The organism is Oleomonas cavernae, assembly GCF_003590945.1.
GTDB lineage: Bacteria > Pseudomonadota > Alphaproteobacteria > Zavarziniales > Zavarziniaceae > Zavarzinia > Zavarzinia cavernae.
Map to the genome: position 1 here is coordinate 4123727 of NZ_QYUK01000011.1, position 15942 is coordinate 4139668.

General features: G+C 70.0%; 12 protein-coding genes and 2 pseudogenes. 4 read left to right on the forward strand and 10 right to left on the reverse strand.

Annotated features, from left to right (window positions below; all coding sequences use genetic code 11):
• Nucleotides 1-21 precede the first annotated feature (21 nt).
• From D3874_RS28830 to hemC, 6 genes and pseudogenes are all read right to left on the reverse strand, one after another.
• Nucleotides 22-465 (reverse strand): cyclic nucleotide-binding domain-containing protein, encoded by a 444-nt coding sequence (locus tag D3874_RS28830; protein ID WP_158596192.1) that lies wholly within the window; start codon nucleotides 463-465, stop codon nucleotides 22-24.
• Between the two features lie 71 nt (nucleotides 466-536).
• Entirely contained in the window at nucleotides 537-845 is a 309-nt protein-coding gene (locus D3874_RS28835) for a hypothetical protein (RefSeq protein WP_158596193.1), read from the reverse strand.
• 203 nt (nucleotides 846-1048) lie between these two features.
• The gene (locus D3874_RS23785; RefSeq protein ID WP_233560300.1) at nucleotides 1049-1774 is read right to left on the reverse strand and encodes a heme biosynthesis HemY N-terminal domain-containing protein; all 726 of its coding nucleotides are present in this window, start codon (nucleotides 1772-1774) and stop codon (nucleotides 1049-1051) included.
• Nucleotides 1768-3225, reverse strand: coding sequence for a COG4223 family protein (locus D3874_RS30835; RefSeq protein ID WP_233560126.1), 1458 nt, complete (start codon nucleotides 3223-3225; stop codon nucleotides 1768-1770). Before D3874_RS30835 ends, D3874_RS23785 begins: the two co-directional genes overlap by 7 nt.
• 1 nt (nucleotide 3226) lies before the next feature.
• Nucleotides 3227-3927: pseudogene (locus D3874_RS32215) on the reverse strand (uroporphyrinogen-III synthase).
• A complete protein-coding gene (gene hemC / locus D3874_RS23795; RefSeq protein WP_338016746.1) occupies nucleotides 3927-4832 on the reverse strand; it encodes a hydroxymethylbilane synthase in 906 nt (301 codons plus the stop codon). Before hemC ends, D3874_RS32215 begins: the two are co-directional and overlap by 1 nt.
• Nucleotides 4833-4910: 78 nt before the next feature.
• On the opposite strand from hemC, the gene tsaD reads away from it, so the two are divergent.
• Nucleotides 4911-5957 carry a tRNA (adenosine(37)-N6)-threonylcarbamoyltransferase complex transferase subunit TsaD gene (gene tsaD / locus D3874_RS23800; RefSeq protein WP_119781703.1) on the forward strand — a complete coding sequence of 349 codons (1047 nt, stop codon included), beginning with the start codon at nucleotides 4911-4913 and terminating at the stop codon, nucleotides 5955-5957.
• A 13-nt stretch (nucleotides 5958-5970) separates the two neighbouring features.
• On the opposite strand, the gene D3874_RS31710 is transcribed toward tsaD, so the two are convergent.
• From D3874_RS31710 to D3874_RS23810, 3 genes and pseudogenes are all read right to left on the reverse strand, one after another.
• The gene (locus D3874_RS31710) at nucleotides 5971-6594 is read right to left on the reverse strand and encodes an aminotransferase class III-fold pyridoxal phosphate-dependent enzyme (protein ID WP_338016768.1); all 624 of its coding nucleotides are present in this window, start codon (nucleotides 6592-6594) and stop codon (nucleotides 5971-5973) included.
• Nucleotides 6489-7346: pseudogene (locus D3874_RS31715) on the reverse strand (aminotransferase class III-fold pyridoxal phosphate-dependent enzyme); the annotation flags it as partial. The pseudogene D3874_RS31715 and the gene D3874_RS31710, both read right to left, overlap by 106 nt.
• 232 nt (nucleotides 7347-7578) lie before the next feature.
• Nucleotides 7579-7965 (reverse strand): helix-turn-helix domain-containing protein, encoded by a 387-nt coding sequence (locus tag D3874_RS23810; protein WP_119781705.1) that lies wholly within the window; start codon nucleotides 7963-7965, stop codon nucleotides 7579-7581.
• Between the two features lie 209 nt (nucleotides 7966-8174).
• Between D3874_RS23810 and D3874_RS23815 the strand changes: the two genes are divergently transcribed.
• Complete coding sequence (locus D3874_RS23815; protein ID WP_158596194.1) at nucleotides 8175-9248, forward strand: phytanoyl-CoA dioxygenase family protein; 1074 nt, start codon at nucleotides 8175-8177, stop codon at nucleotides 9246-9248.
• A 9-nt stretch (nucleotides 9249-9257) separates the two neighbouring features.
• On the opposite strand, the gene D3874_RS23820 is transcribed toward D3874_RS23815, so the two are convergent.
• The gene (locus D3874_RS23820; RefSeq protein WP_147385838.1) at nucleotides 9258-9530 is read right to left on the reverse strand and encodes a hypothetical protein; all 273 of its coding nucleotides are present in this window, start codon (nucleotides 9528-9530) and stop codon (nucleotides 9258-9260) included.
• 172 nt (nucleotides 9531-9702) lie between these two features.
• Between D3874_RS23820 and D3874_RS23825 the strand changes: the two genes are divergently transcribed.
• Together D3874_RS23825 and D3874_RS23830 are read left to right on the forward strand one after the other, a co-directional pair.
• The gene (locus D3874_RS23825) at nucleotides 9703-14484 is read left to right on the forward strand and encodes an NAD-glutamate dehydrogenase (protein ID WP_119781711.1); all 4782 of its coding nucleotides are present in this window, start codon (nucleotides 9703-9705) and stop codon (nucleotides 14482-14484) included.
• 118 nt (nucleotides 14485-14602) lie between these two features.
• Nucleotides 14603-15934, forward strand: coding sequence for an MFS transporter (locus D3874_RS23830; protein WP_199699235.1), 1332 nt, complete (start codon nucleotides 14603-14605; stop codon nucleotides 15932-15934).
• The last annotated feature ends 8 nt before the right edge of the window (nucleotides 15935-15942 follow it).

The following is a 15942-nucleotide window of genomic DNA, read 5'->3' on the forward strand; positions in this document are numbered from 1 at the left end:
GGCCGATCCTTTGGCCGATCCCTATCCCCGTTTCTGGAGCAGCGTGGTCGAGCGGTCGAGGCGGCGGGCCAGTTCGCGCATCACGGCGACGCCCACCGCGGGGAATTCGTTCATCAGCTCGAAGAACAGGTCGGCGCCCAGGCGCAGCACGATCATCTCGGTGGTGGCCTTCACCGTCGCGGTGCGCGGCACGTCGGCCAGCAGGGCGACCTCGCCGAACAAGGTGCCGGCCGGGATGCCGCCGACCCTGATGGTCGAGCCGTCCGCCGTGGTGACCAGGGCATCGGCCTCGCCCGAGAGCACGACATAGACGGCGTCGCCGGCCTCGCCCTGGGCGACCAGCACGCTGCCGGCCGGAACGGTCTGCCGCTCGGCGGCGAAGGCGATCAGCTTCAATCGAGCGGGGTCGACACCTTGAAACAACGGCACGGTGGCAAGTGTCGCGGCATCTTCGTTCAGGCTCATGACATTCCCTCTTTGGTCGTTGCGCCGTGCGGCGCGGCGCCATGCCGATATGAAGTCCCCGATCGCATGCCCTAGGCGATCTTGCCGACGCTGGCGGCGGCCAGGGTGCCGTCGGCCGGCAGGGCGGGCGGCGGCAGGATTTCGGCAGCGGCGCCGGGTGCCCGCCATTCCAGGGTATCGAAGGAACGGCAGGCGGGGCAATGCGGCGTCCATTGCGGCGGCGTGTGATTGCAGGCATCGCAGTACCAGCGCGGCTCGGCCTCGCCGGTATTGGCCTTCTCGTGCCATTCGGCGGCGCGGCGCTCATCGCCCTTCTCGCGGCGTTCCAGCTCGGCCAGCAGGTCGAAGGTGCGCCTCGTGGCCTCGCCCGCGTCGATCATCGCGGTCAGGGCGGTACGGGCCGCGTGCCAGTCGCGCCGGACCAGGGCTTGCTCGGCCTTGAGCAGGCGGCTTTCCCGGCTATCGCCGTTGGCCGCCAGGCGTTCCAGCCGCCGGGCCTTGTCCTCGGGCGCCTCCTCGGCGACGAGGTCGCCGTAGGCGGCCGCCAGTTCGGGATGGGGCGCCTCGCCCCAGGCCGCCTCGATCAGCTTCTCGGCCCGCCGGACCTTGCCGCTGCCGGCCAGCAGGCGGGCCAGGCGGGCGGTGGCAGGCGCGAAATCGGGGCCAGCGTGTGGGCGGTTTCCATCAGGCCCAGGGCCTCGCGATTGTCGCCCTTGGCCAGGGCTTCGTCGGCCCGGCCGATCAGCACGACCGCCCGGTTGTGCCTGCCCTGGGCATGGTCGATCAGCTTGTGGCGCACCGCGCCGACCAGGGTCTCCTCGGCCGCGTGCCATTCGCCCAGGGCCGCCTGCAGGCCGAACAGCTCGCTCGCCACCCAGGGCGCGCCCGGGCGCAGGGCCTGGGCCTCACGCGCCAGGCTCAGGGCGGTGGTGCTGTCGCCCTGGCGCTGGGCCAGCACGATCAGGCCGCGCAGGCCCAGGAAGCGGGTCTCGTCGTCGGTCAGCATCAGATTGTAGGCGCGCTCGGCGGCGGCGGTGTCGCCGTTCAACTGCGCCGCCTGGGCCGCCAGCAGGAGGGCGAGGGGCGAGCCGTCGGTCAAGCCCTCGGCGGCGATGGCCTGGCGCTTGGCATCCTTGGCGTCGCCCGCGGCGACGGCGACGAGGCCGCGCACCAGGGACAGTTCGCCCTGGCGCCGCTTGCGCCGCCGGCGCAGTTCGGCGAACAGGCGGGGGCCGCGCAGGGCCATCACGATCAGGCGCGCCAGGGCCGCCAGGATGGCCCCCAGCAGCACCAGCGCCGCGATCAGCACCCCGACCGTGGTCTCGATCCGGTAGCCCAGCCAGTCGACCGCGATGGTGCCCGGCCGATCCGCCAGCCAGGCGGCGAGCCCGGCGACGACGGCGATGGCGACGAACCAGAGGGCAACGCGAAGGGTGGCGCGCATCGCTCAGTTCGCCTCGGCAAAGCGGGCGGAAACCTCGCCATCCAGCAGTTCCACGGCACTCTCGGCGGCGAGGCGCGCCTCGGCCTGGACGCGCCAGGGTGCCAGGGCCGCGGCCGCGCCGCCCTCCAGCGCCTTGACCTCGCCCAGCGCCCCGTCGAGATCGCCGCGGGCCAGGCGCAGCTCGGCCGGGCGACGCGGGCGGCGACGTCGTTGCCTTGAACGTCACCGACCGGGCGCACCGTGACCAGGTTGCCGGCTTCGGCCAGCAGGCGGTCGACCAGATCGCCGTCGGCCGGCACGTTGCTGGCCTGGACCGCGGCCCGGGCCAGCGGGCCAAAGCCGGCGGCAAGGTCGGCGCGGGTCGGCAGGCCCTCCTTGGCATGGGCGCCCAAGGTTTCCAGCGCCTTGCCGATAGCCGGTTCGCGCAGCAGGTCCAAGGCCTCGAAATGGCCGCGCACGGTGTCCAGCGCCCCGGCATAGGGGACGCTGCCGGCGACGGCGCCGCGCAGCCGGCCGATGGCATAGACCAGCGACACGCCGCGGCCCACGGCCTTCAGGCGATCGATCTCAGCACTGACGCGCTGGGCGGTTTCGGCGCCTTGGGCCTTCAGCGCGGCCATCTCGCGCTGCAGGGCGGCGAATTCGGCCGGATCGACGGCCGGGACCGCGGGCGAAAGCTCGGCCAGTTTCGCTTCCAGCGAGGCCAAGCGGGAGGACAGGGCAGCTTCGCCGATGGTGCCGCCGCCCGGCGCCGGGGCGGGTTCGGCCGTATCGGGCGGCTGGTCGACGGCGGCGAAGGATTCTTCCAGCACGCCCTGGCGCTCGCGCAGTTCGGCGATGGCAGTGCGCAGTTCCTCGAGGGCCTCGTCCACCGGGGCGGCGGCTTCGCTCGGCAATTCGGCAACACGGCCTTCCAGGGCTTCGAGCTTGCGGTCGAGGCCGGCCACGGCACGTTCGACCGCCGACAGGCGGGTATCGTCCGCAGCGGCGGGGGCCGGGATGCTGGGGGCGGCGATCGGGGCGGTGACGGTGCCGCTGACCGCGTCGCCGTAACGGTGCCACAGGACGGCGCCGGCGCCGATCAGAACGATGGCGCCGACCCCCAGCCACAGGCTGCGGCGGAAGCCGCGGGCGGGCGGCGGGGCGACATAGGGCGCATCCAGCCGCGGCGGATCCTCCAGGGGCTTGTCGACAATCGGCGGCTCGGACCCCTCGGGCCGAGCCTGGGCGGCCGCCGGGTCCACTTCAACCTCGAGATCGACCGGATCCGGCCGCGGTTCGGGTGGGGTGCCCGGCTGGTCGGGGCGCTCGGTCATCTCATGCTCCGTCGATCAGCGCGATCAGGTCGGCTTGGGTGGGGCGGGCGGCGACCAGAACCCGGCCGAAGCCGAGGGGCGCCACCGCCGCCGCCACCGCCGCCGAAAGGCAGTAGGCCGTCCCCGTGGCCAAATCGGCACCCGCGGACCGGGCGAGGGTAACAAACGTCGCCGCGGTGCGGGGAGAGAAAAACAGAATCCCGTCAAATGCCCGTGCAGCCAGGCCTTGTGCCGCGGCGGCGGCAAGGACGTGGCAGTGACCGAATCATAAAGGGTGATGCAGTCGACGCTAAAACCGGCGCCGCGCAGCCGCCCGGCGAGGTCGCCGGCCAGGGTCGCCGCGGCGGCATGGACCAGCCGGCCGTCCCGGGGCCGCGCCGTTGCGGCAACCAGGGCGGCCAGCGCCTCGACATCGCCGTCGGCGCTGTGTACGGGCACGAAACCCAGATCGGCGGCACAGCGGGCGCTGGCATCACCCACGGCGTAGACGGGCAGGTCGCGCCGCGCCGTGGCCCGGCTCAAGGCGCGGGCACCATTGGCGCTGGTCACCAGGAAGCCCTGGACCCCCGTGGTATCGATGGCGACGCCGGGCCGGGGCACGATCTCGATCAGCGGCGCCACCAGGCAGTCATGGCCCTTGGCGCCCAGCAGCGTTGCCAGGCTGTCCGCCTCCTCGGCGCTGCGGGTGATCAGCAGGCGCATCAGCCCCGGCCGAGCAGCGCGCCGGCCCCCCGGGCCAGCAGTTCCTGCGCCGCTTGCGTGCCGATCTGTGCGGCCTGCGCGGCCAGGCCGCGCCGTTCGACGGTCAGGTGGGCGCTGCCGTCGGGGGCGAGGGTTTCGCCCAGGAAATGCAGGCCGCCGGCGCCGTCGAGACGGGCGAGGCCGGCGATCGGCGTGCGGCAGGAACCGTCCAGCCCGCGCAGGAAGGCCCGCTCGCAGGCCGCCACCGCCGCGCTGGGGGCGTGGTTCAAGGGGGCGAGCAGGGCGGCGGCGCGATGATCGTCGCTGCGCCGCTGGATGCCGATGATGCCCTGGGCAATGGCCGGCAGCATGACCTCGGGTTCGATCACGGCGTCGGCACGGTCGGCCAACCCCAAGCGCTTCAGGCCGGCCAGGGCCAGGAAGGTGGCGTCGAAGGCCCCTTCGGCGATACGGGCCAGCCTCGTGCCGACATTGCCGCGCAGGGAGGAGACGACCAGATCGGGCCGGCGCAGCCTGACCTGGGCACCCCGGCGCAGCGAGGCGCTGCCCACCCGGGCGCCCGGCTTCAAGGCGTCCAGGCTGGCGGCGCCGATCAGGGCGTCGCGCGGGTCTTCCCGCTCCAGGAAACAGTCGATGGTCAGCGTGCGCGGGGGCATGGTCGCCACGTCCTTCATCGAATGCACGGCGACGTCGACCGAGCCGGCCAGCAGGGCTTCCTCGATCTCCTTGGTGAACAGGCCCTTGCCGCCGATTTCCGCCAGCGGGCGGTCCTGCACCTTGTCGCCCGTGGTCTTGATGATCACGATCTCGACCGTGCCGAGGCCCGGATGGCTGGCAATCAGCAGGTCGCGCACCATATTGGCCTGAGCCAGGGCGAGCGGGCTGCCGCGGGTACCGATTTTCAAGGCTGCTTGCAAGGGACATGGTTCCGGTGTTACCGCACGCCACATAACATTCTGTCAGGTGCCATGGAAACCCCTGGAATGGCCGCACCCCTTCTGGTGCTGGGCCTCGAGACTTCCTGCGACGAGACCGCGGCGGCGGTGGTCGACGGTGACAAGCGCATTCGCTCCAACGTGGTGCTGTCGCAGCTCGACGATCACCGCGCCTATGGCGGGGTCGTGCCCGAAATCGCCGCGCGCGCCCATGTCAGCCACCTGGACCGCCTGATTCGCCGCGCCCTGGACGAGGCGGGGGTGGGTCTGGGCGACCTCTCGGCGATCGCCGCGACCGCCGGGCCTGGCCTGATCGGCGGCGTCATCGTCGGCCTGACCACCGCCAAGGCCCTGGCCCTGGGTGCTGGCAAGCCGCTGATTGGGGTCAATCACCTGGAAGGCCATGCCCTGACCCCGCGCCTGGTCGCCGATGTGCCCTTCCCCTATCTGCTGCTGCTGGTCTCGGGCGGGCACTGCCAGTTGCTGGCGGTGGAGGGCGTCGGCCGCTATCGCCGGCTGGGCACCACCATCGACGACGCGGTGGGCGAAGCCTTCGACAAGACGGCGAAACTCTTGAACCTCGGCTATCCCGGCGGCCCGGCGGTGGAAGCGACAGCCAAGGCGGGCGATCCCTCGCGTTTCACCCTGCCCCGGCCGATGATCGGCCGGCCCGGCTGCGATTTCTCCTTCTCAGGCCTCAAGACCGCGGTGCGGGACCTGGCCGCCAGCCTGCCCAAGCCGCTGTCCGACCGGGACAAGGCCGACATCGCCGCCGCCTTCCAGCAGGTGGTGGGCGCCGTCATGGTCGACCGCACGCGCCGGGCCCTGGCCCTGATGCCGGCCGGCGCACCCCTGGTGGTGGCCGGCGGCGTCGCCGCCAATGTCCATCTGCGCACCCGCCTCGAAGCGCTGGCGGCCAGCCACGGCACCGCCTTCATCGCCCCGCCGATCCGCCTGTGTACCGACAACGCGGCGATGATCGCCTGGGCCGGCCTCGAACATTTCCGCCTGGGCCGCAGCGATCCCCTGGACCTGAAACCCCGCGCCCGCTGGCCCCTCGACGCCGCTGCCGCGGCGCCGGGGGCCAAGGCCTGAGGCCGGGCAACCGCTAGCGACCCAGGTCCTGGGCGGTGAGGTCCAGGCACTTGGCCGCCATCGAAACCAGGTCGTCGATCTGCGCCTTGGTGATCGACAGGGGCGGCGCCAGCACCATGACGTCGCGGCAGGCCCGCATCACCAGGCCGTTGGCGAAGCAATGGTTGCGGCAGGTCAGGCCGACGTTGCGCTTGGGGTCGAAGAAGGCGCGGCTGGGCTTGTGCTCGACCAGTTCCATGGCCGCGATCATGCCAACGCCGCGCACCTCGCCCACCAGCCGGTGGTCGGCGAGGGTCGCCAGGCGTTCCTGGAAATAGGCGCCGATCTCGCCGCCCGCGGCGTCGACCAGATGCTCCTCCTCCATGATCTCGATATTGCGCAGGGCGACGGCGGCGGCGACGGGGTGGCCGGAATAGGTGAAGCCGTGGGCCAGATCCTCGCCCGCGGTGCGGAAGGCGTCCGAGACCCGCCCCCCATCATGATCCCGGCCATTGGGATGTAGCCCGAGGTCAGGCCCTTGGCCATGGTCATGAAGTCGGGCTCGATGCCGAAGGTCTGGCTGCCGAACCAGTTGCCGGTCCGCCCGAAGCCGCAGATCACCTCGTCGGCAATCACCAGCACGTCGTACCGGCGGCAGATGCGCATGATCTCGGGCCAGTAGGTGCCGGGCGGAATGATCACGCCGCCGGCGCCCTGGATCGGCTCGCCGATGAAGGCGCCCACATTTTCAGGCCCCAGTTCCAGGATCTTGCGCTCGACCGCGCGGGCCGCCTTCAGGCCGAATTCGTCGGGGCTCAGGTTGCCGCCATGGGCATACCAATAGGGCGCCTCGACATGGACCACGCCGGGCAGGGGCAGGTCGAACTGCTGATACATGCCGCCCAGGCTGGAGAGCGACGCCGACTGCACCGTGACGCCGTGGTAGGCATACTGCCGGCTGATGATGGTCTTCTTCTTGGGTTTGCCCTGCAGGTTCCAGAAATAGCGCACCAGCTTGGCGATCGAATCATTCGCCTCGGAGCCGGAGCCGGCATAGGTGACCATGTCCATGCCCGCGGGCGCGATCTGGGCCAGTTTCTCGCTGAGCGCCACCACCGGCGGGTGGGTGGTCTGGAAGAAGGTGTTGTAATAGGGCAGTTCCAGCATCTGCTGCTGTGCCACATGGGCCAGTTCCGGCCGGCCGTAGCCGACGTTCACGCACCACAGGCCCGACATGCCGTCGAGCAGCTTGTTGCCTTCGGAATCCCACAGGTGGACGCCCGACGCCTTGGTGATCACCCGGGCGCCCTTGGCGGCCAGGCCGGCGTGATCGGTGAAGGGGTGTAGATGGTGGCGGGCGTCGCTTTCCTGCCAGGCTTTGGTGGAATTGCGCAAGGGTTGAACGGTCATGATGATCGGCCTCGTCGGGTAAGAAATACAAGATGACGACAAGTGGCCCGCGCCGGCGGATGCCGGGCGGCCAGGACGATCAATAGGGCGGTGTGTAACCGATGCGGGCGCAATGAATCAGCAGCACGCGCTTGCGCGTGAGAGAGCTTGCGGAGCGGCGGATCGTGGCCATGCGGCCACTATAGCGCAAGCTGCCCGCCCCCCGGAAGGGGCGGCGGCAGCGTTCGTCGAATCAATCCTCGGCCGGAACCTCGCGGCCCAGGGTGCGGAGAAGCTCGATCACCTTGCGGCGCACGGCATCGTCGTCGATCGAGTAATAGGCGCGCACCAGGTTGATGGTCTCGGCCCGGGACATCATGTCGAGATCGCCCGAATCGGAATCCCGCTTGGCACCTTCGACACCATCAAAGAAAAACGAGATCGGCACATCCAGCACTTCGGCCATCTTGTGCAGCTTGGACGCCGAAATGCGATTGGTGCCCTTTTCATATTTCTGGACCTGCTGGAAAGTAAGGTCCAGAGCATTACCCAGTTCGGTCTGGCTGAAGCCGAGAAGTTGACGGCGCAGCTTGACCCGCGCACCAACATGAATGTCGACCGGGTTTGCCTTGGTTGGCATCGAGTATTCTCCTTGAGTTCCTTCGGCGCCGGCTTTGGCTGTCACACCACGCAAGCCACCAACAAACTGCCAAAAATGACGCCCCCACACGATAGCTAGCATGCCATGATCATATTGCAAATAGTATCAAGAATTGACTCCACTTCCTTGCGTTGCGGTCCCGGATGCGCATTTTGTTGCCGCACACCGACAATTTTCCCGTTTGTGCCATGACCCAGATCAACCCTGAGACAACACGTCGCATCCGCACAATCCTGCGGTTGCCGGTCGATATCCTGGCGCTGGGCACCGGCGCCAAGTCGTTTATTGGGAATGCGGCAATCGGCAGCGTGCTCCTGAACCGCCTGGGCCTTCATGTCGTGCGCCTGATTCTCGCCGATCGAATCATGTGGCTGCGCCGCGCCATGCTCGCCCCGCTGGTAGGGGCGGCCGATCGGCGGGCCTTCCAACGTGACGGCTTCATCCTGAAGGGCGATTTCCTGCCGGCCGAGGCCTTCGCCGCGCTGGAGGCCGAGGTTCGCGCCCTGCGCGCGCCGGGCCGGGAATGTCACCAGGGCGACACCATCACCCACCGCATCCTGCTCGACGGTGAGGCGCTGGCCCGGCTGCCGGCCACCGCCGCCCTGCTGCGGGACCGCCGCTACCGCCGCCTGCTGGGCTATGTCGCCGGGCGCCTGCGGGTGCCGGGCCAGTGGGTGCAGACCATCCGCACCGGCGTGCTGCCCGGCCAGCCCGACCCGCAGCGCAACCTGCATGCCGACACCTTCCAGCCGACCATGAAGGCCTGGCTGTTCCTCGACGACGTCGACACGCGCAACGGCCCGTTCACCTACGTGCCCGGGTCGCACCGGCTGACCCTTAAGCGCATGGCCTGGGAATGGCGGCGCAGCATCGCGGCCTCGACCTTGGCCGATCGCTATTCCGCCAAGGGTTCGTTCCGGGCGCAGGAAGATGAATTGGCGGCCCTAGGCCTGCCGCCGCCCAAAGCCTTCGCGGTCAGGCGCAACACCCTGGTGGTGGCCGATACCCGCGGCCTGCATCGCCGGGGCGAGGCCACCGACCGGCCGGCCAGCCGGCTGGAAATCTGGTCGATGGCCCGCACCAATCCTTTCAACCCGCTGCCCGGCCTGCCCTTCCGCTTCCTCGACCGGATCGAACTGGCCGCCTATCGGGGCTGGCTCGCGCTCCTGGACCGGCGCGCGCAAAAGCGCGGCAGCCAGCCCATGTGGCGGGCGGTGCCGCCCGGGGGTGACGGGGCCGTGGGTGACGAGGCCGGCGACTAGGCGGCAGGCTCAGTCGGGTGCCACCACTTCCTGCTCGCTGACAAAGGGTTCGATCCGCACCACGCCGGCGGCGGCCAGCGCGATCCGGCGCAGGGGGGCCTGGCGAATCGCCCCGTCGGGGCCGCGCTGGGCCGCGTATTGCCAGACCACGACATGGCCCGCGGCGAACAGGCGGGCAGCCAGCGTATCGAGCGGGATCCCGTGGATGGGCTCGGACGCGGCCTCGGCCGGCACGCCGATCACGACCTCGTCCCGCGCCGTGACAACCTTGAACAGATTCATGATCGGTCCCATCCCTTGGCCGTTTGCCGCAGTCTAGTCCTCAAACCCGGCTTTAGAAATCGCCCGCCGAATTCGGCCCTGACGCAACGTCAGCCGCCCTGATCGGCCTTGGCCCCGCCATGATGCTCGGCTAGGCTCCGGCCAACCGAGGGCACAAGCGGGGCACATAATCATGGGCGAAAGCAAGGCGGCGCAGGCGCGGCGCGACCAGATGACGGCGCTGATCGACCATGTCCGCGAGCGAATGGGCGACCGGGCCGAGGCGATCGTGCCCATGGTCGAGCGCTACTTCGACCGCCTGGCCACCGACGACCTGACCGCCCGCACCCCCGATGCCCTGTTCGGGACCGCCCTGGGCCATTGGCGTTTCGCCGAGGAGCGCCTGCCCGGCCATCACAAGGTGCGCGTCTTCAATCCAAGGCTCGACGTCCACGGCTGGCAAAGCGCCCATACCGTGGTCGAGACCGTCACCGACGACATGCCCTTTCTGGTCGATTCGATCGCCGCCGAACTGGCCCGCCAGGGCCGCGGCGTACACCTGATCGCCCATCCGGTGCTGGCGGTCGAGCGGCGCGCCGACGGCAGCCGCGGCGCCCTGCTGGCCCCGGACGCGCCCGGCGCTGTGCTCGAATCGATGATCCATATCGAAATCGACGAGGATGGCGACGCCGCCTCGCGCGATGCCCTGGCGGCCACCCTGGACAAGATCCTGGGCGACGTGCGGGCGGCGGTCGAAGACTGGCGGGCCATGCGGGCGCTGCTCGAATCGGCGATCGCCGGCCTCGCCGCCGCGCCCGAGGACGAGGCCCAGCGCGCCGAATACGGCGAATTCCTGCGCTGGCTGGCGGCCGACAATTTCGTCCTGCTGGGGGCCCGCGACTATGTCGTCAAGGATGGGGCGCTGGTCCAGGCGGCCGGCCTGGGCCTGCTGCGCGATGCCGATCGCCACGGCATGGGGCGCCAGGACCTGACCGGCGGGATTCACCAGGTCCTGGACCTGCCCGATTCCCTGATCATCACCAAGGCCAACATCGAATCGACCGTGCATCGCCGGGCGGTGATGGATTTCGTCGGCGTGAAGCAGTTCGATGCCGCGGGCGCAGCCGTGGGCGAGCGCCGCTTCTACGGCCTGTTCACCTCGACCGCCTATCAGTTGCGGCCGCGCGATATCCCGCTGCTGCGCGGCAAGGTCGCCCGCGTCGTCGCCCGGGCCGGCTTCGCCCCGGGCAGCCACGACGGCAAAGCCCTGGTCAATGCCCTGGAAAACTATCCCCGCGACGAGCTGTTCCAGCTTTCCGAGGACGAGCTGTCCGGCATCGCCCTGGGCATCCTGCGCCTGGAGGAGCGGCCGCGCACCGGCCTGTTCCTGCGCGTCGATCCCTTCGGGCGCTGGATCTCGGCCCTGGTCTACCTGCCGCGCGACCGCTTCGACACGGCGCTGCGCCAGGCCATCGAGGTGATCTTGATGCGTGCCGCGGGCGGCGAGGTGATGTCGCGCACCAGCCTGGTCGGCCAGGGCGACCTGGCCCGGGTCCATCTGGTGGTGCATGCGACGGCCGAGAAGGTGCCGGCCCTGGACGCTGCCGCGATCGAGGCAGAAATCACCCTGGCCGCGCGCGGCTGGACCGACCGCCTGCGCGAGGCCCTGATCGGCGCCCAGGGCGAGGATCAGGGCCTGCGCCTGAACCGGCGCTGGCAGAATGCCTTTCCCGCCGGCTATCGCGAGATCCAGGGGCCCGACGCGGCCCTGGCCGATATCGCCCGGGCCGAGCCGCTGGTCGCCCGCGGCGAGCTGGGTGCCGTCACCCAGGCGGTCTATCGCCGGCTCGAGGACGACCAGTCCGTCCTGCGCTTCAAGCTGTATCGCCTGGGCCTGCCCGTCCCCTTGTCCGACTGCCTGCCGCTGCTCGAGCACATGGGCCTCAAGGTGATGGACGAGATCCCCTATGCCCTGCGCCTGGCCGACGGGCTGATCGTGTGGATGCTCGACTTCCGCCTGATCGAGCCCAATGGCGGCAAGCTGACCCTCGATGCCCTGGGCCCCCTGCTGGAGGACGCCTTCGCCCAGGCCTGGGCCGGCAGCACCGAGGACGACCGTTTCAACCGCCTGGTGGTCCTGGCGGCGATGCCGGCACGCGACGTCATGATCCTGCGCGCCGTCGCCAAGTACCTGCGCCAGATCGGCATCGCCTTCAGCCAGGAATACATGGAGGAGACCCTGGCCCATTGGCCGGCGATCGCCCGGGAACTGGTCGCCCTGTTCCGCCTGCGCCACGATCCGCGGCTGGCCGGCGATCGCGCCGCCCTCTATGCCGCCCGGCGCGAGGCCATCGTCGCGGCCCTCGACGAGGTCGCCAGCCTCGACGAAGACCGCATCCTGCGGCGTTTCCTGAACATCATCGATGCCAGCCTGCGCACCAACCTGTTCCAGGCCGGCCCCAAGGGCGCGGCCAAGCCCTGCCTGGCGATCAAGCTCGACTCGCGCCAGGTCGAGGGCCTGCCCAAGCCCAAGCCGCTGGTCGAGATCTGGATCTTCAGCCCGCGCGTCGAGGGCATCCACCTGCGCGGCGGCCGGGTGGCGCGCGGCGGCATCCGCTGGTCCGACCGGCGCGAGGATTTCCGCACCGAGGTGCTGGGCCTGGTGAAGGCCCAGATGGTCAAGAACGCGGTGATCGTGCCGACCGGCTCGAAGGGCGGCTTCTACCCCAAGCGCATGCCCGCGGCCGGCAGCCGCGAGGCGGTCCAGGCCGAAGCGATCGAATGCTACAAGATCTTCATCGGCGGCCTGCTGGATGTAACCGATGACATCAAGGCGGGCGCCATCGTGCCCCCGCGCGACGTGGTGCGTCACGACCAGGACGACCCCTATCTGGTGGTCGCGGCCGACAAGGGCACCGCCACCTTCTCGGACATCGCCAACGGCATCGCCCAGGAGCGCGGCTTCTGGCTGGACGACGCCTTCGCCTCGGGCGGCTCGGCCGGCTATGACCACAAGGTCATGGGCATCACCGCCAAGGGCGCCTGGGAGGCGGTGAAGCGCCACTTCCGGGAGTTGGGCCACGACACCCAGGTGACGCCCTTCACCGTGGCCGGCATCGGCGACATGTCGGGCGACGTCTTCGGCAACGGCATGCTGCTGTCGCCGGTGATCCGGCTGGTCGCCGCCTTCGACCACCGCCACATCTTCCTGGACCCCGACCCGGACGTGGCCAGGACCTTTGCCGAGCGTCAGCGCCTGTTCGCCCTGCCGCGCTCGTCCTGGGACGATTTCGACAAGGGCCTGATCTCGGCCGGCGGCGGGGTGTTTTCGCGCAACCTCAAATCGATCCCGCTCAGCGAACCGGTCCGGGCCATGCTCGACCTCACCGCCGCGCAGGTCACGCCGCAGGAATTGATGCAGGCGATCCTGAAGGCGCGGGTCGACCTCCTGTGGTTCGGCGGCATCGGCACCTATGTGAAGGCCCAGGGCGAGACCAACCTGCAGGCCGGCGACAAGGCCAACGACGCCATCCGCATCGACGGCCGCGACCTACGGGCACGGGTGGTGGGCGAGGGCGCCAATCTGGGCACCACCCAGCGCGGGCGCATCGAATACGCCCTGGCCGGCGGGCGCATCAACACCGACGCGATCGACAATTCCGCCGGCGTCGACTGCTCGGACCACGAGGTCAACATCAAGATCCTGCTGAACGGCGTCATGGCCGACGGCGACCTGACCCGCAAGCAACGCGACAGCCTGCTCAAGGAAATGACCGGCGACGTCGCCGACCTGGTGCTGCGCGACAACTACCTGCAGACCCAGGCGATCAGCATGATCGAGGCGCGCGGCCACAAGGCGCTCGAGTCCCAGTCGCGCCTGATGCGCATGCTGGAGGCCGACGGCATGCTCGACCGGGCGGTCGAGTTCCTGCCCGGGGAGGAGGAAATGACCGCCCGCGCCCGGGCCCGCCAGGGCCTGACCCGGCCGGAGCTGGCCGTGCTGCTGGCCTATGCCAAGATGTACCTGCAGGAAGCCCTGCTCGAGGGCGATGCGCCCGAGGATTCCTATCTCTCGTCGCACCTGCTGCGTTACTTCCCCGAGCTGCTGCAAGCGCGCTTTGCCGCCGGCATCGAGAAGCATCGCCTGCGGCGCGAGATCATCGCCACGCAACTGGCTAATTCGATCGTCAACTGGGTGGGGCCGACCTTCATCAGCCGGATCCAGGAATCGACCGGCTTCGATGTCGGCACCATCGCAAGGGCCTATACCGCCGCCCGCGCCATCTTCGACCTGCGCGGGGTATGCCAGGCCATCGACGCCCTGGACGGCAGGGTGCCGGCGGCGACCCAGACCGCGATGCTGCTGGGCACCGGCGACGCCACCAGGCAGGCCACCATGTGGCTGCTGCACAACGAGGTGCAGCCCATGGCCATCGGCAACACGGTGGACCGCTTCCAGGGCGGCATGGCCGCCCTTTCGGCCGCCCTGGGCGAGCTGCTGCCGCAACGCCCGGCTCAGCGCCTGGCCGCCGCCCGCGACAGCCTGGTCGCCACCGGCGTGCCGGCCGACCTGGCCCAGGCCATCGCCGCCCTGCCGTCGCTGGCCGGCGGCCTCGACATCGTTGCCGCCGCCACCGGCACCCAGACCGCGGTGATCGCCATGGGCGGGACCTATTTCCGCCTGGGCGATGTCATCGGCCTCGACGCCCTGCGCGACGCGGCCGCTTCCATCGATCCGGCCGACCATTGGGAACGCCTGGCCCTCAACGCCCTGGTCGACGACCTCTATACCCAGCAGCGCCTGCTGGCCGCGGCCGCCAGTGCCGCGCCCGGCGGGGTCGACGGCTGGGTCGAGGTCAATGCGGCGGGCATCGGCCGCACCCAGGCCCTGGTCAACGAATTGTCGACAGGCGGCGCCAGCCTCGCCAAGCTGACCTTCGCCGGCCGCCACCTGCGCGGCCAGTTCTCGGTGTAGCGGACCGACGGCATTCCGTGGTTCCCTCCTCACACAACCCTCTCCTCCCAGGAGGAGAGGGCTCGATGACGCCCCTCTGCCCTTGAGGGCGGAGGGGTTGGGGGAGGGGGATAGCGCAGTGGCTTCCAAATTGGCGCAGGCGTCCTGGACGACCTTCGACTGGGCGTTCCAGCCCTTTTTCACCCTGGTCACCACCTTCATCTTCGCCCCCTACTTCACCAGCGCCGTCGTCGCCGATCCGGTGACCGGCCAGGCCTATTGGGGTTACACCCAGACCGTGGCGGGGATTGCCATCGCCCTGCTGTCGCCGGTGCTGGGCGCCATTGCCGATGCGGCCGGCCCGCGCAAGCCGTGGATCTTCGCCCTGGCCTGCCTGACCTTTGCCGGCTGCGCCGTGCTGTGGTGGGCAGTGCCGGGGATCGACGGCGGCATGCTGTTCGGGATCCTGGCGGCGATTACCATCGCCACCATCGGCGCCGAATTCGCCATCGTCTTCAACAATGCCATGCTGCCCAGCCTGGTGCCGCCCGAGCGCATCGGCGTGCTCTCGGCCATCGGCTGGGGCATTGGCTATGTCGGCGGGCTGATCTCGCTGGGCCTGGTGCTGGGCCTGTTCGTCCTGCCGCAGGTGCCGGCCTTCGGCCTGGACAAGGCGACATTCGATGCCGAACGGATGGTGGGGCCCCTGTCCGCGCTCTGGCTGGCCGTCTTCATCCTGCCCATGTTCGCCTTCGTGCCCGACCAGAAATCACGCGGCGTCGCGATCGGGGCCGCGGTCGGTGCGGGCCTGCGGCAACTGGGCGAGACGCTGCGCGGGCTGAAGCACTACCGCAATGTGGTGCGTTACCTGCTGGCCCACATGATCTATGGCGATGCCCTGCTCGCCATCTTCGCCTTCGGCGGCATCTATGCCCGTGCCACCTTCGGCTGGGACCTGCTGACCATCGGCATCTTCGGCATCCTCTTGAACGTGCTGGCCATGACCGGCTCGTTCATCGGCGGCGTGCTGGAGCCGCGCATCGGCTCCAAGCGCACCATCGCCCTGGCGATCGTGATGATGATCGTCGGCATCCTTGGCATCCTGTCGATCGGCCCCGAGCGGATATTCTTCGTGATCGAGGTGGCGGCCCCCGCCCCTGATCGCGGCCTGTTCGCGAGCCCGGCCGAGCATGCCTTCCTGGCCTGCACCCTGATCTTAGGCCTGCCCTTCGGCCCGGCCCAGGCCTCCAGCCGCAGCCTGATGGCCAGGCTGGCACCGCCGGGGATGGTCACGGAGTTCTTCGGCCTGTTCGCCCTGTCGGGCAAGGCGACCGCCTTCCTGGCCCCGTTCATGATCGGCCTGGTCACCGACCTGACCCACAGCCAGCGCTGGGGCCTGGCCGTGGTCCTGCCGTTCCTCGCCCTGGGCCTGTGGCTGCTCTCAGGCGTCAAAGAACCCAAGGCGCATTGAGCGCCGGA